Source organism: Micromonospora sp. NPDC047730 (assembly GCF_043204765.1).
In the GTDB taxonomy this organism is placed as follows: domain Bacteria; phylum Actinomycetota; class Actinomycetes; order Mycobacteriales; family Micromonosporaceae; genus Micromonospora.
In genome coordinates, this window is record NZ_JBIDCU010000004.1 from 365,318 (window position 1) to 387,260 (window position 21,943).

Below are 21,943 nucleotides of genomic sequence, written 5' to 3' on the forward strand. Positions count from 1 at the left end.
CGTCAGAGTTCGCCGGTCAGTGCCTGCTGGGTGAGTTCCCAGAGCACGTGATAGACCGTCGTCTGCGCCTCCTGCACCCGGTGCACCGACGAGGACGGCACCACGAACAGGTGATCGACGGCGTCCGACTCGGCCATCCGGCCGCCGTCGTATCCGGCGAGACCGACGGTGACCATGCCCCGCCGGGTGGCCTCCTCGAAGGCCCGCAGGACGTTGGACGATCCGCCGCTGGTGGAGAGCCCCACCGCGACGTCGCCGGCGCGACCGAACGCGCCGATCTGCCGGGCGAACACCACCTCGAACCCCACGTCGTTGGAGAGCGCGGTGAGCACCGCGACATCGTGGGTCAGCGATATGGCCGGCAACGGTCGGGCGGTCGTCGGCGGGTGCAGGAACAACTGCGCGAGATCCTGGGCGTCGGTGCTGCTGCCGCCGTTGCCGAACGTGAAGAGCTTGCCGCCGGCCTGGAACGCCGCCGCGAGCGCCCGGGCGCATTCGACCAGCCGGCACCCGTGCTCGGCCACCAGGGACTCGCGGAGGGTGACGATCTCCCTCGCCTTGTCCGCCGTGGATCGGGCAACGTCGGCGAGCACCGTGCCGGCGTCGGCCGCCCGGGTGTCGAGGAACGGATAGAGCGCCCCCAGTGCGCCCCCGACGCGGGCGCTCACCGAGCCTTCTCCACGACCGCGATGGCCTCCTTCGCGTGTACGAGCACCACGTCGCCGGCCGCCGCGTCGACCAGCGCGACGCTGACCTCCTCCGGCCCGCCGTCCGTGTCGACCACGGCCAGGTGGCCGGGCACCAGCTCCCGGATCCGAACCGCGACCGCGGCGTCGGAACAGGTGATGCAGGCGTCGCCGTGGCAGTCGGCCGCGATCGCCGTGCTCGGCCGACCGGCCGGCGGGAAGAACGCGTCCCGGGTCACCGGGCCTCCTCCGGTTCGAGCAGACCGGGCTGCTCGAGGAACACGTGCACCAACTCCCACAGGAGGTGATAGACCGTCACGTGGACCTCCTTCACGATGCACGGATCATCTGAGCGAGCGACGACGAGATGGTCGGCGGTGGCGTCCCGGGCAATGTCCCCGCCGTCTCCCCCCACCAGCGCCACGGTGAGGAGGCCGAGGTGGCGGGCGGTCTCCAAGCCTCGGCGGACGTTGACACAACGGCCGTCGACGGAGAGCCCGACCGCGATGTCCTGCGGGGTGGCGAGCAGGCGCATCTGGGCGGCGAACACCTCGTCGAAACCCTCCGCCCGGGCGATCCCGGTGAGGGTGGCGGCGTCGTTGGTGAGGGAGAGCGCCGGCAGCGCCCGCTTGCCGACGATGACGGGGTGAACGAACTCGACCACGATGTGCTGGGCATCGGTGGCCGGCCCGCCGTTGCCGAAGACGATCAGCTTGCCGCCACGATGAAAGCGCTGGGACATCTCGTAACAGGCCCGCGCGACCTGCGCGGCGTCGCCGGCGAGCGCCTCCGCGGGGGCCACCCGGCGGGCGAACGCGCGGTGAACCGCCGGGAACACGGACGATTGCATCGTCCTCCTTCAACCTCGGGAAGCGGCATACGAGTCACGCCCGTCCCGCGGCCTCTCGAAGGCGTCCGCCGAGCGCCGCAGAAAGGCATCCATGACGTGGTCCAGTTGCGCCAGGCGGGCGATCCACGACCGGAGGTCGTTGCGTCCCTTCGCCGTCAGCTCGTAGCGCCGACGCGCCGGGCCCGCCTCGGCGGCCTCCCACCTCGACAGCAGCGAACGGTCGCGCTCCAGCCCGCGCAGCACCCGGTAGACCTGACCGGATTCCACGTCGGACATTCCCATCGCTTCAAGTCGCTCGATCAGGTCGTACCCGTGACTGGGTCGCTCGAAGATCAGGAGCAGGAGGAATGGATGCAGCAGGCTGCGCAGTTCACGCCCATGCATGTCAGTCCCTTCCGCGGTCGGGCCGCCGCTCCTCCTCGCAGCTAAGCACACCGAACCTCCCGAAAATGGGGAAATGTCCAACTTGAGGTTGCGGAGCCGATGGTGTGAGAGCCCGGATCGGTGCCCCTTGAGCCACCGCCGGTCCCCACCGTGGGTTACCGGGCGGCGAGTCGGGCCTGTCGGAGCAGGTACTCGCGTTCCGGAATGCTCGCCGTCTGCCGTGCCGCGGCCTGGTATTGGGCGACGGCAGCCTCGTGATCACCGGCCTGGTGGAGCAGGTGGGCCCGCACGGCGGCCAGGCGGTGGTTGCCCGTCATCCGGGCATCGGAGTCGAGCGCTTCCAGCAGTGTCAGGCCGGCCCGGGGCCCGTGGACCATGGCGGCGGCGACGGCGCGGTTGAGCGTCACGACGGGGTTGTCGTCGAAACGCTGGAGCATGTCGTACAGGTTGAGGATGTGCGGCCAGTCGGTGTCTTCGGCACGGGCGGCCTGGCTGTGCGCGGCGGCGATCGCCGCCTGGATCTGGTAGGGGCCCGGTCGGCGGTGCGCCAGTGCCGCGGCGAGCAGCGTGATGCCCTCGTGAATGGTGCGGCGATCCCAGCGGCCGCGGTCCTGCTCCGCCAGCGGCACCAGCTCACCGGCGGGGCCGGTGCGCGCCGCCCGCCGGGCGTCGGTGAGCAGCAGCAACGCGAGCAGGCCGGCGACTTCGGCGTCGTCGGGGCGGGTCCGGTGGACCATACGGGCCAGTCGAATCGCCTCGGTGGCCAGGTCCGTACGCTGCAGGGCGACACCGGAGGTCGCCGTGTGCCCTTCGGTGAAGATGAGGTAGAGCGTGTGTAGCACCGCCCGCAACCGACCCTCGTAGTCGTGCCGGGTGGGCGGTTCGAACCTGGCGCCCGCGTCCCTGATGCGCTGCTTGGCCCGGCTGATCCGCTGTGCCAGCGTGGCCTCCGGCACGAGCAGGGCATGGGCGATCTCCGCCGTGGTCAGCCCGCCCACCGCTCGCAGGGTCAGCGCGATCTGCGAGGCCGCCGTGAGCGCGGGATGGCAGCACAGGAAAAGCAGCGTCAGGGTGTCGTCGGATGCCTCGCCGGTGTCGGCCGCCGGAGCCAGCCAGTCGGCGGGCGGTACCTGCGCCGCGAGTGTCGCCTCGCGCCGCAGACGGGACTGCTCGCTGCGCAGGTGGTCGATCAGACGTCGGGAGGCGACCCGGATCAGCCAACCCCGCGGGTTGTCCGGTACGCCTTCGGCGGGCCATTGCGTCGTCGCCGCCAGCAGCGCTTCCTGGGTGGCGTCCTCGGCCTCGTCGAAGTGCCCGTAGCGGCGCGTTACCGCTGCCAGGACCTGTGGCGCCAGTTCGCGCAGCAGGTCATCGCTCATCCGTGCACGGATCGCAGTTCGACGCGGGTGGACACGACGCCGGCGAACCGGGCTGCCAACTCGACCGCACGGTCGTGGGTCGCCACATCGATGATGCCGAACCCGGCGAGGAACTCCTTGGTTTCGGCGTAGGGCCCGTCCGAGACCACCGGCGTGCCGCCGCGGAGGTCGACCGTCTGCGCGCGTGCCGGCTCGGACAGCCCGAAGGCGCTGACCAGCTCGCCGGTGGCGGCCAGTTCCTTCTGCAACGCCTGCATCGCCTCGAAGTGGGCGGCGATCTCCTCGGGCGACATCGCGTCCGGGCCGGTGCCGGCCAGTGCTTCCCAGGCCGACGGGCCACCGTAGGTCATCACCATGTACTTCACACCGTCACCCTCCGCGTTCACTCGATCGAACATTGATACCAGATCACAACGGTCGAATCCGGCCGGCGGCCCGCACGCCAGCGGGTGCGGTGTGCCCTCCGCGCGCCCCACGTTCAGCCGCCGGCCTCGTTTCCCGCCGGCCCGCACCCATCCTTCCGGCGCCTCCATCACCGGCGAAAAAGATCTTCGAAAAATCTCGACCGGCGTGTAGAGAACGGGTGGCCGGCTCCGACGTCCCGGGTACAACGACGACCCGACGAGGAGAGCCCCATGACCGTTAACGTCGCCACCCGTTCCGCCAGCCGCCCGACCGGTCTGCGCCGCACCGGATCCATCGCCCGGTGGGTGGTGCAGGCGTTCCTCGCCGTGCAGTTCGTCTCGGGCGGGGTGCTGAAGCTCATCGGCGACGCGCGAATGGTCGACCTGTTCACCGACATCGGTGCGGGGCAGTGGCTGCGCTACCTGGTCGGCGTGTGCGAGGTGGCCGGCGCCCTCGGTCTGCTGGTTCCGCGGCTGGCCGCGCTGGCCGCCCTCGGCCTGACCGGGCTCATGGCCGGGGCCGTGGTCACCAACGTGCTGATCGGCGCCAACCCCGCGGTGCCAGCCGCGTTCCTGCTGCTCGCGGCGGTCATCGCCTACAGCCGCCGCGCTCAGATGCGCCGCTCTACCCCCAGCCGTTGAGACCCCAACCGTTCGAACGCCCGACCCGGTGAAAGGAACCATTGCCATGACCGACAAGACCCTCGGCGGCGCGTCCGCCAGCACCCCCCACCCAGCCCTGAAGACCCTTGAGGTACTGGTCGGCACCTGGGATGTCTCCGGGCCCGGGCACCACGGCACCGTCACCTACGAGTGGATGCCGGGCGGTCACTTCCTGGTCCAGCGCGTCCACCTTGTCCAGGACGACCACACCACCTCCGGCATCGAGTACATCGGATACGACCCCGGGAGCGGCACCCTGAAGTCGCACTTCTTCGGCAGCAATGGAGAGATCCTGGAGTACGTGTACGAGGTGGCCGACCGCGAGCTGACCATCTGGTTCGGCCAGCCAGGCTCGCCGGCGAGGTACCGCGGGACCTTCGACGCGGAGGGCACCAGCGCCACCGGGGCGTGGGCCTGGCCCGGTGGCGGTTACCAGTCCACCATGACCCGCGTCCATCCCGCCGTCCGTTGACAGCCTGGTGGGGTGGTGTCTCTCAGCGGGAACGCCGCAGTGCTGAGGCCGTGACGGTGAGCACGGACAGGGCGACCAGCGACAGGCACGGTCCGAAGGCCGTCCACGGGGCGCGTTCCACGTACGGCATGCCCTCGGACAGCACGAGGCCCCAGTCCGGGGTCGGTGGTTGCGGACCGAGGCCGAGGAAGCCGAGTGCCGCCAGGGCCAGCGCGATGCCCGGGATGCGCAGCAGCGCGTGGCGGGTCAGCGGCCCGAGCACGCCGGGAAGGATGTGACACCACAGGGTCCGGGCCCGTCCGACACCGAGCACGGGCAGGATCGCCACGTACGGCTGTGCCCGTGCCTCCACGACCAGAGCCGCGGTGTGCGCCGCCAGGGGCGCCCAGCCGACCAGCAGTACGGCGGCGGCCGCGGCGCCGGTCGACGGGCCGGTGACCGCGACGACGAGCAGCCCGGCCAGCACCGGCGGCGCCGCGTTCGCCATCTCGATCGGGCCGGTCGCCGCCCGGGGAAGCAGTCCGACCACGAGCCCGATCAGCAGGCACGCCGCGCACAGCAGCAGCGCGGTGCCGATGGTCGTGGCCGCGCCGTGGCCCAGCCGGGCGAGCAGGTCCCGCCCGGAGGCGTCGGCGCCCAGCGGCAGGTCCCACGAGGGAGCCGTCAACCGGCCGCGGTCGGCGGCGTAGGGGTCGCCGGCCAGCCCGGCGACGACGAGGACGGTGAGCACGAGCGTCGCCACGCCGGTCGTGATCCACAGGCCGCGGTGCGGGGCCGGGGCGTGCGCGGCCACCGGCAGGGCGCCGGAACGCAGCGCGGGGCCGAGCAGTGCGCGGCGCAGCAGTTCGGCGCCGATGCCGGCCACGACGCCGAGGACGAGCAGGATCAGCACGCCGCCCTGCAGCACCGGGAGGTCCTGCGTCTGGGCCGCGCCCAGGGTCACCCGGCCCAGCCCGGGAACGGCGAAGACCCGTTCGACGGCGACGCCCCCGCCGGTCAGGCCGATGAGCACCAGCCCGATCTGCGGGAGCAGCGCGGGCAGCGCCCGCCGGAGCAGGGCGGCGGCGGTACGGGCACGGCCGGCCCCGGCGGTCGCCCAGGTGATCGTCCACGGCTCCCCCGCGGTACGGGACACCGCGTCGGCCAGGAGCATCCCGATCAGCCCGCCGGCCGGCAGTCCCAGCGCCAGCGACGGCAGCACGGCGTGGTGCGCCGAGTCCCACCCGTACGGTGGAAAAGCGCGCAGACCGACCGCCCCGACGATCAGCAGGACCGACGCGAGCAGGAACTCCGGCAGCGCGGTGAGGGCTGCGGCCCCCGCCCCGCCGCTGCGTCGCGGGGTGCCGCGCAGCGCCGCCCGGAGCGCGGGCAGCGTCAGCAGCCCGGCCACCACGGCGGCGACCAGCCCGGCGAAGGCCGTCAGGGTCAGCGAGACCCCGGTGGCGGTGAGCAGGTCCGGCAGCACGGGCCGGCCGCTGACCCAGGAGGTGCCGAGGTCCCCGCGCGGCAGACCGGAGAGCCAGCGGCCGAGCAGCGCGAGCGGTCCCGCGTCGAGGCCGAGTTGCTCGCGGACCGCGGCCAGCGCCTCGGGGGTGGCCTCCTGCTCGGCGGAACGCCCGCGCAGCACGGTGAGCGCGGGGTCACGCCCGGACAGCCAGGGCAGGACGCCGACCAGGGCGATCACCGCCGCGGCCGCGCCGATCCGGGACAGGGCGGTCACCCCGGGAAACGGCCGGGGCCCGGCTTTCAGGAGGGGTGCGGCGGTCACGCTGGCGCGGTTCGGGCCGTGATCAGCGTACGCTCGCGCGAGTCGCGCTCCACGCCGGTGAACGCGCCGGACTCCCCCTGGATGACCCGCTCGTGCAGCAGCGGGATCGCGGCGTCCGACTCCAGGATCAGCTTCTCCGCCCGCATGATGGCCGCCTGTCGCTGCGGGCCGGCCGTGGTGGCCGCGGCGGTTCTCAGGGCGGCGTCGATGGCCGGGTCGCAGAGCTGGGCGATGTTGAACGAGCCCTCGCAGGAGAAGTCGCTGTACATGTAGGCGACCGGATCGCCGGAGTCCAGGACGGTGGCGCGGGACAGGACGAAGGCGTCGAACCTGCCGGCCAGGGCGTCGGCCTCGATCTGGGCGTACTCGCGTACCTCTTGGCGCACCGTGAAGCCGGCGGCTTCGAGCTGCTGCTGGAGTTGCACGGCGACCTCGGGCAGCTCGGCCCGGTCGGTGAAGGTGGCCAGCACGATCGGGGTGCCGTTCACCTTCTTCGCGGCGGTGTTCTCTCGCTCGAGGCGTGCCTCGGCCGCCCAGGGCAGAGCGGGACCGAGCAGGCCGGCGGCGACGTCGGCGCGGCCCTCGTAGACGGTGTCGACGATCGGTTCGCGGTTGATCGCCTGGCGGGCGGCGGCCCGCACGGCGGGGTCGGCGAACGGGCCCTTCTTCGTGTTGAGGTACAGCGTGTTGGTGCGGGGCATCGGCACCTCGAACACCTTGTCGGCGTCGAGCAGACCGGCCTGCGACACCGGGACGGCCTCCACCACGTCCACCGTGCCGGTCCGCAGCGCCGCCGCCCGCGCGGTGGCGTCCGGGACGAAGCTGACGTCGATCCCGGCGGCCTTCGCGGGCCCGCCCCAGTAGCCGTCGTAACGGTCCAGCTTGGCGGTCGTGGTGTTACTGGAGATCAGCCTGAACGGGCCGGTGCCGCGCCCGGCGGGGTTGACCACGCCGTCCGCTCCGTAGGCCGCGGCGGACAGGATGGAGAGCTGCGGGCTGGACAGCCGCTGCGGCAGCAGTGGGTCGGTTTCACGGGTGGTGACCAGGACCGCCTTGTCGGTGGCCGCGGGATCCGGCTGCACGGTCAGCTCGACGCCGTCGAGGATGCGGGGCTTAGGGCTGGCCTTGGTCGCCGCGGTCAGGGCGGCCACCACCGACGCCACGGTGAGCGGGGTGCCGTCGTGGAACGTGACCCCGCTCCGGATCTCGAACCGCCACGTTCTCGGGTCGTCGAGCGGGGTGAAGGCGGTGGCGAGGGCAGGCTGCGCGATGCCGTCGGCGTCGAGGGTCACCAGGGTCTCGGCCGTCGACCAGCGGGACAGCTTGAACGCGTCGTCGCTGAACGGGGTCAGCCCGCTGCGCGGCGGCAGCAGCATCGCCACCGAGATCCGGTCGTCGCCGGTGGCCTCGGCGGTGTCGCCGCCGGCGTTGAAGCAGCCGCTCAGCAGCAGCACGCCGGCAACGGCAGCGGCGGCGAGGCGTAGGCGGGATGGAGGCACGGTGATTCTCCGATGGGTAGTGGGGATTCCGGTGTTTCAGGCCGGGAATCGGGGCACCGCGGCGAACAGCGCGCGGGTCTCCGGGTGTTCGGGGCCGGCGAGCAGGTCGCCGGTCGGGCGGTCCTCGACGATCCGGCCCTCGTGCAGCACCGTGATCCGGTCGCACAGGGCAGCCGCCGCGGACAGGTCGTGGGAGACCAGCAGCAGCGCGGTCCCCCGGGTCTCGGACGCCTGGCGCAGGGCGTCGACGACGTGCGCCCGCAGCGGGGCGTCGAGGCCGCTGACCGGCTCGTCGGCGATCAGCAGTCGCGGCTCGGGGCTCAGCGCCCGGGCGATCGCCACCCGCTGGGCCTGCCCGCCGGAGAGATCCCGGGCGCGGGCCGTCCGCAGGTCCGCCGGCAGCCGTACGGCCTCCAGCGCCGCCACGGCCGCGGCGGTGAGCCGGGCCCGGTCGGTGACCCCGCACAGCCGGCGAATCGGCTCCGCGACGATGTCGAGGACCCGGGCGCGCGGGTCGAGGGTGGACCCGGGGTCCTGCGGCACGTACTGGACGACCCGGCGGAACCAGCGCAGCCGGTGGACCGGTCCGGGCGTCACGTCCCGGCCGTCGCAGCGGATTGAACCGGCCTGCACCGGTTCCAGGGCGAGCAGCGCCCGTACCAGAGTGGACTTTCCGGACCCGGACCGGCCGACCAACGCGACGCGTTCACCGGCGGCGATCCTGAGGTCGACGCCGTCGAGCACGGGCAGGGCGGACGCCGAGCGGTGGGACGGCGGGTAGGCGTGCCGAAGCCGGTTGCACTCGATGACGGTCATCGGCGTGCGGCCAGGGCGTCCGCCGAGAGCCGGGCGGCGTCAACGAGGTCACGGGCCCGGGGATGCCGGGGGTCGTGCAGCACGTCGAGGGCCGGGCGGTCCTCGACAACGCGCCCCTCGTGCAGCACCACGATGCGGGTGCACAGCTCGGCGGCGACAGCGAGGTCGTGCGTGATGAACAGCAGCGCCGGGCCGTCCGGGCCGCCGGTACGCTCCCGTAGCAGCCGCACGATCGCGGCCTGGGTGACGACGTCGAGGGCGGTCGTCGGTTCGTCGGCGATCAGCAGTGGCGGGTGGGCGGCCAGGGCCACGGCGAGGCAGGCGCGTTGGCGTTGCCCGCCCGAGAGCTGGCTCGGGTAGCGGCCGGCGACCCGCTCCGGGTCCGGCAGGCCCACAGCGGCCAGCAGTTCGAGAAGCACCCGCCGGGTGTCGGCGCGCCGGACGTCGCGGTGCAGTGGCAGGGCGACCTGTTCACCGATGGTGACCAACGGGTGCAGCGCCAGTGCGGGGTCCTGGAGCACCGCAGCGGGTCTGAACGCGGCGCCGCGGCGGGCGCACGGCAGACCGAGCACCTCCTCGCCGGCGATGCGGATGCTGCCGGCGGCGACCAGGCCCAGGGGCAGGACACCCAGCACGGCCTTCGCGGTGAGGCTCTTGCCGGACCCGGAGGCGCCGACCAACGCGACACGCTCGCCCGGCGCACACGTCAGGTTGACATCGGAGACGAGCGCGCGACCGTTCCCGTGTACCCACAGGTCGGTAGTGGTCAGAACCACCTGCCCCACCACACCCCCAGAAAACGAGATCGGTTTTCGTCGCCCGGATAGCTGCCGCCCGGCGGTAACGCCGCAGGCCCGAGCCCTCCGGCGGTGAACGTTACAATGAAAACCGTTGCCAACAAAATCGTGGCGTCACCCGACCCACGTGTTCAGGTTCTCGAACCCATTCGTCGCAGGCAGCCGCCCCGCCGTTGCTGGCCCGTCAGTCCCCGAGGACCATCCGGCGGGCGCCGACGGGCCAGAGGACCGTGGTCGGGATGCCGTGGCGCCGCGCCCAGCCGACGGTCCGGTCCGTCGACGCCGCGTGGCAGCCAGGTTCGCCGTCCCACACCGCCACGAGTCGCTGCACCCGTCGCACCAGTTCCCGGTTGGCGGCCACGTAGGCGGCGGTGTGCGAGCGGTCGTAGCCGGTGTGGACGACCGCCGCCGCCCGGGCGAGCAGCTCGTCGAAGGCCGTCCGGTTCTCCGGGCGGATCACGGCGGTCCGGTAGTCGCGGGCCGGGAGGATCACCTCGTGCGTGCCGCCCATCTCCAGAATCGTGCGCACGAAGACCTGATCCGCACCGGCCGCCAGGCAGGTGACGCCGTGCACCGGCCGGTCGCTGATCCGGCGCAACTCGACGCGGAGCGCGTCGGCGACGAGCAGCTCGGTGTCGCGGGTCAGGTTGATGTGCCCGGTCATGCCGACGCGCACCGGTGCGGGATCAGCCGGCATCCCCCGGTCCTCTCCGCTGCGCGGGCACCGCGGGTGCCAGCCGGATCAGCTCGAACCCGCTGTCGGACAGCACGTCGGGCAGCGCCCGGATTTCCTCGCGGTTCTGCTCCTGGACGCCGGGGGGCAGTTGGTCCCACGGCCGCAGGGCGGGATGCCGCCGCCGGGCGTCGTCGCGGGGCTCGCCGTACGTCCAGCCCTCCCCTCGCCGTTCCCGGCACCACCGTTCGTGCTCGAGGCGGGCGAGTTCCTCGATCCGGTCGTCGATGACCTGCCCGGCGGCGGAAGCGTCGCCGGTGCCGCCGCGCCGGGGCGCCACGACGCACCCGAGATTCAACAGCTTCGCGGCGATGTCCTGGACGTGTGCCCTGTTGGCCCGCCGCAGCGACTCGGGCAGCCGCGACCAGTCCACCATCGCCGGCGCGTCGCCGGGGCGCACCCCGGCGCCCTGCTGGGCCTGGAGGTACCGCTCGTGGATCAGCCGGGCCAGCCGCTCGGTGAGGTCCTCGGCGATCAACCGGGCATCGCAGGCGCGGGTCAGCACCGGATAGAGGCGGAGCTTGCCGTGCACCTCGTCGAGCAGGTCGTGGCGGGAGTCGCCGTGGAAGGCGGCGGCGAGCGCCGCCTGCTGGTAGACCGGTACGAAGACGGAGCTTTCGGCGCTCTGCCAGAGGGCGGGCGTGTCCAGCACGAACTGCAGGCCGCTGGTCTCGTCCGGTGCGCAGACGTAGATGCGGTCGTAGCGGCCTCGGTCGAGCTGGTCGAGCCCGACGAGGCCGTCGAGGTCCCGGTTGTACGCGGTGAGCTGGCAGACGGTGGTCAGGAACGGGTAGCGGGACGCCGCGACGGCGAGTTCGGTGTCGGCGTCCGGGGCGACGAGGTCCACCCGCAGGGGTGGCACGAACTGGCCGGGAGGGGTGTCGGCGTGGCGTGCCCGCCAGTGCCGAGCGGTTTCCACCAGGAGGGCTCGGCGGAAGGCGCCGGTGCCGGCGATGAGGACCTTGGTGGGTCGGCCGGTCGCGGGTGGCAGCGGGTGGTGCCGGTGCAGTGCGCGGGCGGCGACGTCGTCGACGTGGAAGTAGTCCAGCCGCAGCCGGCTGGATCCCGCGGCGCCGAGTCGTCGGGCCTGCAGTGACAGGCACATCTCGGAGTCGTGGACCAGTACGTAGACTCGGGGTGGTTGCCGTCGGTCCTGGACGAGCCGGCTGGCGGTGTTGGCGATCGCGTGGTTGCGGTCGTCGTCCTCGCTGCAGGCGTAGATGGTGTGGGCCCGGGGCAGGCCGGCGCCGCGCAACACCTGAGGGCTGGCCGGGTCGCCGATGACGCCAAGATACCGGCGTAAGCGGTACTCCAGCGGCCCGAACGGTTCGGAGCGCACCACGACCACGCGTTCGCCGTCGGCGAAGAGTCGGTCGGCGAGCATGTGGGCGAACTGGGAGTCGCCGCAGACCAGGACGTGACCACGGGCTCGCCGGGCCCGCAGGCGGCGGCTCTCGGCGGCCAGCAGCAGCCGGCTGGCCTCGGCCACGGCGAGAAGGGTGAACAGCGGGGCGGCGAACCGGGCGACCTGCAGCTGCCACGGGTAGGGTCCGGAGTTCTGGAAGGGTTCGGCGCCGAAGACGAAGAGCTGCAGGTCGTAGTAGAGCACGTCGTACGGGTCGTGCGCGGTGTCCGGCCGGGCCTGGAGCAGGCGCTCGAAGCCGACGTAGCCGAGTATGAAGGCGGCCAGTCCGATGACTCCGAACACGACTCGAAGCCACCATTCGACCAGGCGGGGCGAGCCGGCGACCGGGTCTGTCATGAGCCTGATGATATTTGACGAGGTCGATCAGGACCGCGCTCGGCGCACCCGCCTCCGTGCTACCAGCTCGGGCGGGCCGGCGGTGGGGACCACCGCGCTCGGAGGCCGTCTCCGCGGCCGGGACCGGTCGCCCGTGCGGGTACGGGACCATGCGCAGGCCGATGCCACGGTCGGTGCGAGCGTGTTGTTGACGGCGGACGCGGCTGCGGTTGCCGCCCCGTCCGGCTCGACCTGCTCACGGGCGACGGCACCGCCTGTCCGGGCGTCCGGTCGGGCCCGGTCACGGGAAGTCGTCCGGCTTGGTGTCGGGCAGCGCGGCCAGCAGTTGCCCGGCCAGCCGCCGTACGGTGGCGTCGTCCTCCTGGCGAGCAAGCCGCGCGAGCACAACCCGGGTCCGGGTGTCCCTACAGTAGTGGCGGGTCAACCCGAGCAGCGCGGTCCGGCGGATCTCCCAGTCATTGTCGTCAGCCAGCCGTAGCAGCAGCTCCTGCACCCCCACTCGGCCGGCCAGCGTGGCTCCCAGCTGTTCCACGGCCCGGCGCCGGACCTCGAGGTCCGGGTCGTCGCGGACCAGCCCCACCAGCAGTACCCGGACCTCCGGGTCGGCTCCGAAGTGCGCGCCGAGCGCGGCGGCGATGCGGGCGCGGATCGCCGGGTCCTGGTCTGCCAGGCGGCGCAGGAGCCGCAGTGTCACCGCCATGGATGCCGAGCCCTGCTCGGTCAGGCAGCACACCGCCGCGTCGAACACGGCAGGGTCGCTGTCCGACTCGACGCACTCCAGCAGCACGTCGGTCACCAGATCGGGGCTCCCGTACGCGCAGAGGGCCTGCACGGCGGCCAGCCGGATGCCGACGTAGCTGTCTCGGCGGGCCCGCCGGCACAGTGTCTCCATCAGGCCGTCGGTCTCGCCGTGGCGGGCGAGCGCCTGGGCGGCCGCGCGCAGCACGTTCGGGTCGGGGTCCCGGCTGACCTGCTCGGCCAGGCACTCCAGCACCTCGGGGTCGGGCGGGTCGGCGAGGCGGGTCAGGCGGAGGGTGACCCGCAGCCGGACGATCGCGTCCCGCTCCTGGGAAGCGCGGCTGATGAGCAGATCACGGGTGGCGTGCCCGAGTAGCGGCCGACCGGTGAGGAGGTCGACCGCGGCGAGCCGGACGCTCGCGGTCGGGTCGCGGTGAGCTTTCTCCAGCAGCAGCTCTCCGGTGCGGTGGTCCGGGTATGCCTCAGCCAGCGCGCGCACCGCGGCGAGGCGCACCGTCGCGTCCTCGTCGGCACGGGCCGCGTGCGCCACCACGGTCCATCCGGTGTCGTCGGCGCGGTCCCGGTCGATCAGCGCGGTCACGGCGGCGGCACGCACGGAGGCGTCCTCGTCCTGCTCGATCTGATCGACCAGCCGGGCTCGGCAGCGCCCCTCCGGGTCGGATACGAGCGCCAGCCGCTGCACGGCGACCGCGCGGAGCCGCGCGGAGGTGTCCGAGCCGGCCAGCTTCAGCAGCAGTTCGATGCTCTCCGGGCCGGACCGCCCCGGCAGCAGCTCGCTCACCACGCAGCGCCGCACCTCGTCCGGGGAGTCGCCGGTCACCCGCTCCAGTGCCCGGGTGCGGGCGGTCCCGGCGTGCTCCGGCAGGGCCAGCAGGCCCTCCAGCGCGCACTGCACCACGCCCGGGTCGGTGTCGGTGGCCAGCAGTCGCTGGAGTGTCTCGGGGGCCTCCGGGAGGTCGGCGCAGCGCGTGGTGAGCACTCCGGCGGCGGCCCGCCGCACCGCGGTGGCGGGGTCTTCGGTGGCCCTGGCCAGCACCTGGCGGACGTCCTCGGACAGCTCGGTCCGGCCGCCGAGGGACTGCACGGCCAGCGCGCGCACCGCGAGATCGGGTGAGTCGGCAAGGTTACGCAGCACGTCGACGTGGTCGGGGTCGGCGCCGAAGTGCGCGACCAGAGCCCGTACGGCGGCCTGCCGCACCGCGGTGGAGACCTCGGCCTGTGCCTGGGCGAGCAAAAGGTCTCGGCATCGGCGGCGGCTGCGGCTGGTGGTGGTGTCCAGCCGGCCGGCGGCCTCGGCCAGCCCCGCGACCAGGGTGAGGTGGGCCTGCCGCTCGCGGCCCTGCCCGAGTTCCCGGACCAGCAGTTCCTCCAGCTGCTCCTCGGCGGTGGAGAGCGCCGCGGCGATCCGGGTGGCGAATGCGGAGCCGGAACGCCAGCTGGTCCGCACCCCGCGACGGCGGTACCAGTGCAGGAAGGCTTCCCGGCCGGGCCAGCTCGGTCCGAGCGCCCGGATCGAGGACAGCAGCTCCTGCTCGGTGAGCTCCACCAGGTTGGGGTCGTCGGCGGAAATGCCGTGTTCGACCAGCCGCACGACCTGGCACAGCACCGCGTCGCCCGCGCCGGCCAGCTCGGCGGGCTGCGGCGCCTCCGCCACGCACTGCGCGGCCAGCACCAGGTTCCATGGCGGGCCGGTCAGGTTCAGCGGCGGCCAGGGTTGGTTGGCCTCGGTGGCGAGCAGGATGACCAGGTCGTTCGCGGTCTGGGCGGGCAGGGCGCCGGCGACCAGCCGGAGCACCTCCCGCCAGGACGGGTCGGCCCAGTGCTCCCGGAACAGCGCGCGCAGTTGGTCGAGGCCCCAGGCGTCCGGATCGTGCTCGAACCTGTCCACGATCTCCTCTGCGCAGAAGAACTCCAGGAACGTGCGGTGCACGAACCCGAACAGTCGCAGTCCGTACCGTTCCAGGATGAAGCTTCGCTGACGCAATTTGTCGATCATCGAGTAGGCCATGGCGAGCGCCCGCTCGTTCTCGAAACCGTAGAACGCGACGAGGTCGTCCCGGAAGATGCGGGCCAGCTCGTCGGATTCAATGTAGTTTCCTGCCGGGCCGGACTCCCGGAACTGCATCCAATACGCCAGGTGGCGCACCAACCGGCGCTTCGCCTGCAGGTCCAGCAGCGGCACGTCGCTGTGGCTTTCCCGCAACTGTTTGGTCACGTCCCACTCGGAGATCAGGACGTCCGTGACGTGCGCGTAGAGCCGGTGCCGGTTGCGGGGCAGCGGGTGGCCCCGGCCGACGATCGCCATGAGCATCAACAGCAGGGGGTTGCCGGCGATCTCGTGCATCGCTCGGGACCTGCGCACCACGTCGAGAATCTGTCGCCGCTGCCGGTCCGCTTCCGCCGTTGGGGTGGGCATCACGTAGCGGTACCAGTTGCCGAGGAACCGGGCGATTCGCTCGTCGTCGAGATCCTCCAGGGTGAAGTGGTCGAAGCCGGCGTTGGCGAACGTGTGCCGCAGGTACCCGGCCGCCCGCGAGGTGACCATCGTCCGCACCCCCGGGTACTCGCTGGCGAACGTGGCGATCTGCGCGGCCACCTCCTCCCGCTGCGCGGGGTCGAACACCTCGTCCAGGCCGTCGAACAGGAACAGCGCCTGGCCGCCCTGCCGCAGGTACGCCTCCAGCACGCCCTGGTCGATTCCGGCCAGTCCCTGCTGGTGGCGGTGGCCCACGTAGTCCAGCAGGCCGTCGCACCGCCCGTCCCCGCAGTGCGCGGCGTAGGAGCGCAGCTCGATCAGGACGGGTAGGTACCGGTCCAGCGCCGCCAGCCGGGGCTCGGCGCAGACCCCGGCCAGCGCCAGCGCCAGGTACCGCGCGGCCGCCGACTTGCCGGAGCCGGGGTCGCCGAGCAGCACGATCGCTCGCCGGCCCGGATCGCACACCACGTCGAACAGGGCCAGCGCGTCCTTGGCCGCGTATTCTTCCCAGAGCCGCTCCACCTCCTCCGGGTTGACCACCCCGGGCAGCCCGCTGGCATAATCGTCGCCTGTGGAGCTGACCCAACGCCACCAGGCCAGTGGCATCTCCGGCCGGGTGTCCTCGTGCACGCGAGGCTCCACGAACATCTTCGGTAACCCGACCGTGAGGTATCCGATGGTGGGGCGTGGTGAGACCGCGTCCAGCGGAACGGCCTGGTACCTCAGCGCCAGCTGTTTGTAGTACTGGCTGCGCACGGCTTCCGGCAGGTGGGTGTCCGGGTCGGCGGGCTCGCGCGCCGGGGATCGGCCGCTGCGCACCTCGGCCAGTGCCACGGTCACCTTGGCGGCGAGGTCGTCCACCCCGGAGAAGAAGGCACAGAGGTGGCGCTCCTTGAGCTCCCGGCGCAGCGCGACGATCTGCTGCCAGTCGGCGTCCCGGTCGATCATGCCGACCGGCCAGGGTGTGTCCTCGGCGAGCAGGAAGATCAGGCAGGGCTTTCCGGCCGCGAGTGCCTCACGGTACTCCAGTTCGGTGATGGAGGAGTCCTGGCCGGGCGGCCGGAACCCGTACCGCCAGGCGAACAGCCCCACGTAGAGATCGCACCGGCGCACGTCGGCCAGGCAGCGTTCCAGCGGTGGCCGGACGTCGGCGCCGTACGCCTCCATGGCCACGTCCTCGATCTCGAGACGACGTGCCACGACGTGCACGGCAGCACGATATTCCAGCAGGTCCTTTTGGGTGGCCGAAATGTAGACCTTCATGAACGGCAAACTCCAGGGGGTGGCTGGCGACCGCACCAATGAAAATATCAGCTGCCTTCACATCCCTCTGTCCCGCAAACACTCGCCACCCCTGCCGTACATGGGAATCCCGCCAACGGTGGGCCTATGATGGCGACAGGACAGATACGGATCCGGGCGAGCCGAATCCCGTGCTCACGGGGAGTTTCGGTAATCCCACCCGGATCCGTGTCGGTGCGGGTCACGGCGGCGTACGTCAATCACCATGGGACCGCATTCCGCGGGCGACCGCGGACCGGTGCCGGCAATGCGGAGGAAGCCATGCTCACGGTGGGTGAGGTGCACACCAGCCTGCTGCAGCACAGCACGGCGCTGACCCAGGAGCAGAGCTCCGAGGTGCTCGGTCTGGTCGAGGGCGAGGTCGTGCTGACCTCCCGACGTCCTTCGCTCTACGCGGTGTCGCCCGACGTCCGCACCGGCGTGGACTGCTGGCTTCCCAGCGCCAGGAAGCGCCAACTGCGCGGGGTGGGTGCGGTGGTCACCCGGGCCATCATCACCGGTGGCCGAATCGTGCAGGCCTCCTCGGTCATCCAGGTCGTCGCCGGAGATCGCCGCCAGCCATGGTCGCACTATCTGGCCAACCCCGGCGTCCTCGAGACGGTCGGCAGGCTGGACGCCGCGGACCTGACCGCAGGCTTCCTGCACGGCAACAACGCGGACGTGCTGAACCTGGAGGCGATCACCGGCCGGGTACTCGACGGCGTGCAGATGTCCGACCTGCTGGACCGGCACCCGCCACTGCGCTCGGCGCGCACCCGGCTGCGCTGGACCGCGCAGGTCGACCAGCAGCCGGGCCGAGCCGTCTCGGCGGTGGTCACCGTGGACTCCCCCACGCTGCGCACGGTCGAACTCGTGGTCGGCCCGCAGGACGTGCCGGCCGCCGTGGCCGGCCTCTGCGAAGATCTCGCGCTGCACGATTGGCTGCTGACCATGCTGTCCTCCCTGGTGGAGGCCGCGGTCACCCGACCGGCCTCCGGGCAGGAGCACATCGAGCGGCTGCGGCCGGTGCTGGAGCACCTGCTGCACCTGTGGCTGCCTGGCGCTCGGGTCCACCCGCGGCTGCGGCCGATCTGGGACCGCCTGGAGCAGGTACCCGGGTTCAGCCGGCAGTGGAAGTCGTCGGTCAACTGGATCCGGGATCAGATCAGCGTGAACAACATGGCACTGCTGCGCGACCTGGCCGACCGGGTGGCGGTCAAGCAGCCGTGCGGCCGCTGACCACGCTCACTCGCCGATGAACACGTAGCTCAACCGGTCGACCAGCTCGCTCGGCAGCTGCAGGCCCTCGCCGCCGGCTCGCTTGGCGACCTGCTGCGCGACTGCCGGCGGTACCGCCACCTGGCCGAGGATGGTCCGTACGGCCAGCTCCACCGGCAGGTACTGGGTGTCCATGAGGGTCAGCGTGCGGTACGCGCAGAACGGCGCGGCGGCCGGATTCAGCTGGACGATCGCCGGCAGCTCGTCCCAGTCGGTGGGCAGCTCCCCGGCAAGCCGGCACGGCTGCCTGATCGTCTCACCCCGGTGCCGTAGCACGCCCAGCCGGGTCAACTGCCAGACCGAGGCGAGCAGCGCGCAGGCCCACACCCGGGTGTTCGGCTCGTCGGACCACAGCTCGATGTCGACGAAGATGGAGTGCTGGGGATCGCCGGACTGCACCGGCGGGGACCACGGCCGCGGCAGGGTCATCGCCGGGGCGTCGACGTGCCCGGGCGACCGCTTGCCGTTGGACAGCCAACCCGACTCGCTCAGCGGTGGGCGACTCCCGGTGGTGTGCCGGGGCGGTTCCACCACCAGTGTGTCGACCACCAGCTGGGCCAGCTCGACACCGTCGTGCCGCGCGAAGCTGGACTCCCGGGCGACGTAGTCCAGCGTCAGGCCGTGCTCCGCCGCGGCGCTCTGCACCTGCGGGATCACCTCACCGGGGGTACCGAAGCGGTGGAAGTAGTCGTCCACCATGAAGCAGGTGCTGATCCGCGGTTGCCGGTGCGGGGGCAGGCCTCGTCGGGCCAGGGCCGGGATCGCGGCCGACCAGTCCGCGATCCGCTCGAACTTGCGCCGCAGTTCCTGACACCCGTCGCCGAAGTCCTCCGCGTAGAAGTGCCCCAACTCCACGGACAGATGCGAGTACGCCACGCTCTCTGTACGTCGCACCGCAGCTGCCTCCTGGAACCTGACATCCACGCCAATCACACGGTCTCCCATGCCGTCTCGTCGAAGAGCTTCTCGGTCAGATCCACGAAGGCGTCCACGGTCTTGACGTTCGCGATCTTGCTCTGCACGTCGTGGTCCGAGATGAGCTGCTCCCGCCACTGCAACAGAGGATCCAGCGGCACCGCGCCGAACAGCGTGGTGCGCCCGACGCCCCGCCGTCGGGCCAGCTCCGACAGCTCCGCGTCGCACTTGCGCAGGAAGGCCTGCTGCGCAAGGTCGAGGTAGCCGACCTCGGGGCCGCGTGAGTCGATCACCGCCGTGCGGATGAACCGCAGCGACTCCCGCAGCCGCTCCGGCTCGTGACCGTATTCCTTGCCCATGGCCACGATCCCGCCTGCCTCGAAGGCCAGATCCGCAGCCGCGGTGACGTGCTGGGGAGTCCACCGGTGGAAGACCAACCAGCGAACGGTGACCTTGCGTAGGGTCGGGGTGGCGGTGGCTGCCAGCGCGATCTGGCTGGCGTACGACCGGCCGGCGCTGAGGTCCACCAGGGTCAGGTCGAACTCCTCCTCCAGACGAAGGAAGAGTTCGGCGCAGCGCTTGGCGATGTCGTTGGTGAAACCGAACTCGCTGCCGTTGCGCTGCCCGGGCAGGAGCACCAGCGGACCGGACCCGATGGGACGCTGACGCAGGCTGGCCCGCTCCGACGTGGCCCACACGTCCAACTGCTCCGGAGACGGGATCTCTCCGCGCAGATACCGGTGCAGGCCGCCGCCGTTGGGCCCGGCGCCCTCCACCCCGTTGACGGCCTGCGGGATCTGGAACGTGATGCCGGCCGTCGGCGAGCCGAAATCGTAGTCCAGGTAGCAGGTGGGGCGGCCGGACAACGCGCTGCGGTAGGCGATGTTCGCCGCAGTCACCGAACGCCCGGTACCGCCCTTGTGCGACGTGACGAAGACCAGCATTCAGATCCCCTCGCTGGCCTTCTGCTGCCCGGTGGCAACGTCGTTGAGCAGCAGCAGCAGGGTGTTGGCCAGGGCGGCCGCCGTGCCGGGGCGTTCGTCCACCAGTAGCTGCGCCCGGCGCAGGCTGGCCCGGATGCTGCGCATGCTGCGCTGCATCGCCTCACCGGCGAACGTGCCGCGCATCAACTCCCGGTCGAAAAGGTATTCGGCCTCGTCGATGAGATCCTGCGCGTACGCGGCGAGCCGGCCAGCCCGCGGGAACGGCCGGTCCCAGAGCAGCTGACCGGCGCTGACCAGCGCCTCCACCACCCGCTCGGTCAGATACCAGGAGGGTGCGTCCGGCTTCGGCGCCAGCCCGGGAAAAGCACCGCCGGCGTGGTCCCACAGCCCTCGGTGCTGGCCGTCAGGGATACGCCGCAGCAGCAGGTGGTCCCACACCTCGTCCGCCAGCTCGAGCAGCTCGCTGCGCTGCCGGGCGTTGCTCAGCAGACCGGCGACGGTGGCCGCCCGCTGGAGCAGCACCGTGGAGTACTCGTTCACGTTCCACGTCATGATTGGCTTCGACGTGTCGTCGTTCAGGGTCACCCGCTTGCCTGGCGCGTGCAGGAGCAGCGCTGGCTCGTCGGGTGAGGCACGCCGGGTGATCCGCGCCCGCTGCGCCAGCTCCACCAGCACCGAGGCGATCCGGCCGAGCTCCTCGTCGGCGCCGCGCCCGCCGGCGATCAGGCCCTTCACCGCCAGCGAGGTGGCCTGGAGGGTGTAGTAGTCGGTCCGGTCACCGTCGGTCGTCCGCCAGGGAATGTCCTCGATGGGCCACCGCCGTCGGTTGCCGAAGGTCGCCACCGTCGCCCAGTAGGTCCGGGTCAGCTCCCAGCGCAGCTGCAGCGCCCGGGACAGCCGCTGCTGTTCCTCGTTGAGCAGCCCGAGCAGGCGGGTGCGTTCGGAGTTCAGGTCCTCGATGGCGTCCATCGCGATGACCGTGAAGTAGAGGTAGGGAGCGTTCTCTGCCGAGCCCTCGCGCTGCAGGCCGATCGGCTCGGTGGTCGGGACCTCCTCGGCCCCGGCGATGATCCCCCACGACCAGCCGCACTCGAACAGCATCTCGCTGTTGTCCAGGTCCTCGGTCACCCGGCCCGACCCGATGACCACGCTGCGCAGGCTGGCCATGGTTTCCCGCAGCTGCTCGCGCAGCGCGGCCACGACCTCGCGGCGCGGCAACTCGTCCTGGTTGATCATGTCGCACAGCCGGAGGCCGTACTCGTCGGTGGAGGTGAAGACGAAGGTACTGAAGCTGCGGAGGAGGCCGACCATGGCCGCGGTGAGCCGCGCGCTGGCCATCGCTTCCAGGGCGTCCAGCTGCGCCAGCAGGTCGCGTCGCTTGGTGGCGCCACGGTAGACCTTGACGAAGCCGATCGTCGCCAGGGTAAGCGTGACGGAGACCGCGAACGAGTCGACGATGTCCAGGGAGCGTTGCTCGTCGGTGAGCTCCGAGCCGCCCTCCAGCGGGGTGAGGTAGCTTCCGCCGCTGAAGATCGGGGTGCCGGTGTCGTCGGTGTACCGCGTGAAGTAGTCGGTGATCACGCTGACCAGCCGGCGGGGAATCTCGATCGCGCCGCCGATCGGGCTGAGCGCCTCGATCACCTCTTCGTCGGCGCGATCCGGGTCGTCGAGCGACAGCACGGGGACCTTGGCCGCCGGGAGCAGCAGGGTCAGTAGTTGCTCCGCATCGCTGATCGAGTTGCTGCCACTTCGACCACCCCAGTGCCATTCACCGTTCTGCCAGCAACTACGCACCGTGGCCCGCCAGATGTCGAGGATCTCCTGGCGTGGCTGTATCCGCACGATTCACCGCCGTCTGCTGTAGTCGTCGACTCGAAACTGCTGGTGGTGCCGTTCACACGATGATCCAGAATGGTCCACAACGACGTGCAACAACATGGTAGCGGGCCAGTCGAGTGCCACTTGAACAGCTTCGATGGCCGCGTGTCGGCAACCCGACCCATCGGGCGCGGTGTGAATACCCGCGCCGGGCCGGGCGGACCTCACGGCACCGGCGCCTCCCATGATCAGGCATCGG

Annotated in this window: 19 protein-coding genes; 3 read left to right on the forward strand and 16 right to left on the reverse strand. The window is 71.7% G+C overall.

The genetic code is table 11. The features are described from left to right. Positions 1–2: 2 nt before the first annotated feature. The 6 genes from ACGF5G_RS13705 to ACGF5G_RS13730 form a co-directional block, all read right to left on the reverse strand. On the reverse strand, positions 3–668 hold the full coding sequence (locus ACGF5G_RS13705; RefSeq protein WP_393262442.1) for an SIS domain-containing protein: 666 nt from the start codon (positions 666–668) through the stop codon (positions 3–5). After that, a complete protein-coding gene (locus ACGF5G_RS13710; protein ID WP_393262444.1) occupies positions 665–925 on the reverse strand; it encodes a HypC/HybG/HupF family hydrogenase formation chaperone in 261 nt (86 codons plus the stop codon). Before ACGF5G_RS13710 ends, ACGF5G_RS13705 begins: the two co-directional genes overlap by 4 nt. Then, the gene (locus tag ACGF5G_RS13715; RefSeq protein ID WP_393262446.1) at positions 922–1,536 is read right to left on the reverse strand and encodes an SIS domain-containing protein; all 615 of its coding nucleotides are present in this window, start codon (positions 1,534–1,536) and stop codon (positions 922–924) included. Before ACGF5G_RS13715 ends, ACGF5G_RS13710 begins: the two co-directional genes overlap by 4 nt. A 9-nt stretch (positions 1,537–1,545) precedes the next feature. Further along, positions 1,546–1,920 carry a helix-turn-helix transcriptional regulator gene (locus ACGF5G_RS13720; RefSeq protein WP_393262448.1) on the reverse strand — a complete coding sequence of 125 codons (375 nt, stop codon included), beginning with the start codon at positions 1,918–1,920 and terminating at the stop codon, positions 1,546–1,548. A 155-nt stretch (positions 1,921–2,075) separates the two neighbouring features. After that, positions 2,076–3,299, reverse strand: coding sequence for an RNA polymerase sigma factor (locus tag ACGF5G_RS13725; protein WP_393262450.1), 1,224 nt, complete (start codon positions 3,297–3,299; stop codon positions 2,076–2,078). Further along, the gene (locus ACGF5G_RS13730) at positions 3,296–3,832 is read right to left on the reverse strand and encodes a YciI family protein (protein WP_393262630.1); all 537 of its coding nucleotides are present in this window, start codon (positions 3,830–3,832) and stop codon (positions 3,296–3,298) included. The genes ACGF5G_RS13725 and ACGF5G_RS13730 overlap by 4 nt, the downstream gene beginning before the upstream one ends. A 102-nt stretch (positions 3,833–3,934) precedes the next feature. Here ACGF5G_RS13730 and ACGF5G_RS13735 point away from each other — a divergent pair, with 102 nt between their 5' ends. Beyond that, a complete protein-coding gene (locus ACGF5G_RS13735; RefSeq protein ID WP_393262453.1) occupies positions 3,935–4,345 on the forward strand; it encodes a DoxX family protein in 411 nt (136 codons plus the stop codon). A 46-nt stretch (positions 4,346–4,391) separates the two neighbouring features. Continuing rightward, a complete protein-coding gene (locus ACGF5G_RS13740; RefSeq protein ID WP_393262454.1) occupies positions 4,392–4,838 on the forward strand; it encodes a hypothetical protein in 447 nt (148 codons plus the stop codon). 22 nt (positions 4,839–4,860) lie between these two features. On the opposite strand, the gene ACGF5G_RS13745 is transcribed toward ACGF5G_RS13740, so the two are convergent. From ACGF5G_RS13745 to ACGF5G_RS13775, 7 genes are all read right to left on the reverse strand, one after another. Continuing rightward, positions 4,861–6,606, reverse strand: a complete 1,746-nt coding sequence (locus tag ACGF5G_RS13745) for an ABC transporter permease subunit (protein WP_393262456.1) — start codon at positions 6,604–6,606, stop codon at positions 4,861–4,863. Further along, complete coding sequence (locus tag ACGF5G_RS13750; protein WP_393262457.1) at positions 6,603–8,105, reverse strand: ABC transporter substrate-binding protein; 1,503 nt, start codon at positions 8,103–8,105, stop codon at positions 6,603–6,605. The genes ACGF5G_RS13745 and ACGF5G_RS13750 overlap by 4 nt, the downstream gene beginning before the upstream one ends. A 36-nt stretch (positions 8,106–8,141) precedes the next feature. Further along, a complete protein-coding gene (locus tag ACGF5G_RS13755; protein ID WP_393262458.1) occupies positions 8,142–8,921 on the reverse strand; it encodes an ABC transporter ATP-binding protein in 780 nt (259 codons plus the stop codon). After that, positions 8,918–9,697: an ATP-binding cassette domain-containing protein gene (locus ACGF5G_RS13760; protein WP_393262460.1), complete on the reverse strand. Its 780-nt coding sequence runs from the start codon at positions 9,695–9,697 to the stop codon at positions 8,918–8,920. The genes ACGF5G_RS13755 and ACGF5G_RS13760 overlap by 4 nt, the downstream gene beginning before the upstream one ends. A gap of 205 nt (positions 9,698–9,902) precedes the next feature. Next, entirely contained in the window at positions 9,903–10,415 is a 513-nt protein-coding gene (locus tag ACGF5G_RS13765; protein ID WP_393262463.1) for a hypothetical protein, read from the reverse strand. Continuing rightward, positions 10,405–12,213 (reverse strand): RyR domain-containing protein, encoded by a 1,809-nt coding sequence (locus ACGF5G_RS13770; protein WP_393262465.1) that lies wholly within the window; start codon positions 12,211–12,213, stop codon positions 10,405–10,407. The genes ACGF5G_RS13765 and ACGF5G_RS13770 overlap by 11 nt, the downstream gene beginning before the upstream one ends. 280 nt (positions 12,214–12,493) lie before the next feature. Further along, positions 12,494–16,711: a HEAT repeat domain-containing protein gene (locus tag ACGF5G_RS13775; protein WP_393262468.1), complete on the reverse strand. Its 4,218-nt coding sequence runs from the start codon at positions 16,709–16,711 to the stop codon at positions 12,494–12,496. 300 nt (positions 16,712–17,011) lie between these two features. Here ACGF5G_RS13775 and ACGF5G_RS13780 point away from each other — a divergent pair, with 300 nt between their 5' ends. Further along, positions 17,012–17,968: an SCO2521 family protein gene (locus ACGF5G_RS13780; RefSeq protein ID WP_393262470.1), complete on the forward strand. Its 957-nt coding sequence runs from the start codon at positions 17,012–17,014 to the stop codon at positions 17,966–17,968. Positions 17,969–17,974: 6 nt separating this feature from the next. Here ACGF5G_RS13780 and ACGF5G_RS13785 read toward each other — a convergent pair whose 3' ends face one another. Genes ACGF5G_RS13785 through ACGF5G_RS13795 form a run of 3 tightly spaced genes read right to left on the reverse strand, consistent with a single transcriptional unit; the run spans position 17,975 to position 21,708 of the window. Beyond that, a complete protein-coding gene (locus ACGF5G_RS13785) occupies positions 17,975–18,952 on the reverse strand; it encodes an SCO2522 family protein (RefSeq protein WP_393262472.1) in 978 nt (325 codons plus the stop codon). Next, the gene (locus ACGF5G_RS13790; RefSeq protein WP_393262474.1) at positions 18,937–19,866 is read right to left on the reverse strand and encodes an SCO2523 family variant P-loop protein; all 930 of its coding nucleotides are present in this window, start codon (positions 19,864–19,866) and stop codon (positions 18,937–18,939) included. Before ACGF5G_RS13790 ends, ACGF5G_RS13785 begins: the two co-directional genes overlap by 16 nt. Continuing rightward, positions 19,867–21,708, reverse strand: coding sequence for an SCO2524 family protein (locus ACGF5G_RS13795; RefSeq protein ID WP_393262476.1), 1,842 nt, complete (start codon positions 21,706–21,708; stop codon positions 19,867–19,869). It lies immediately after the preceding gene. Positions 21,709–21,943 lie beyond the last annotated feature (235 nt).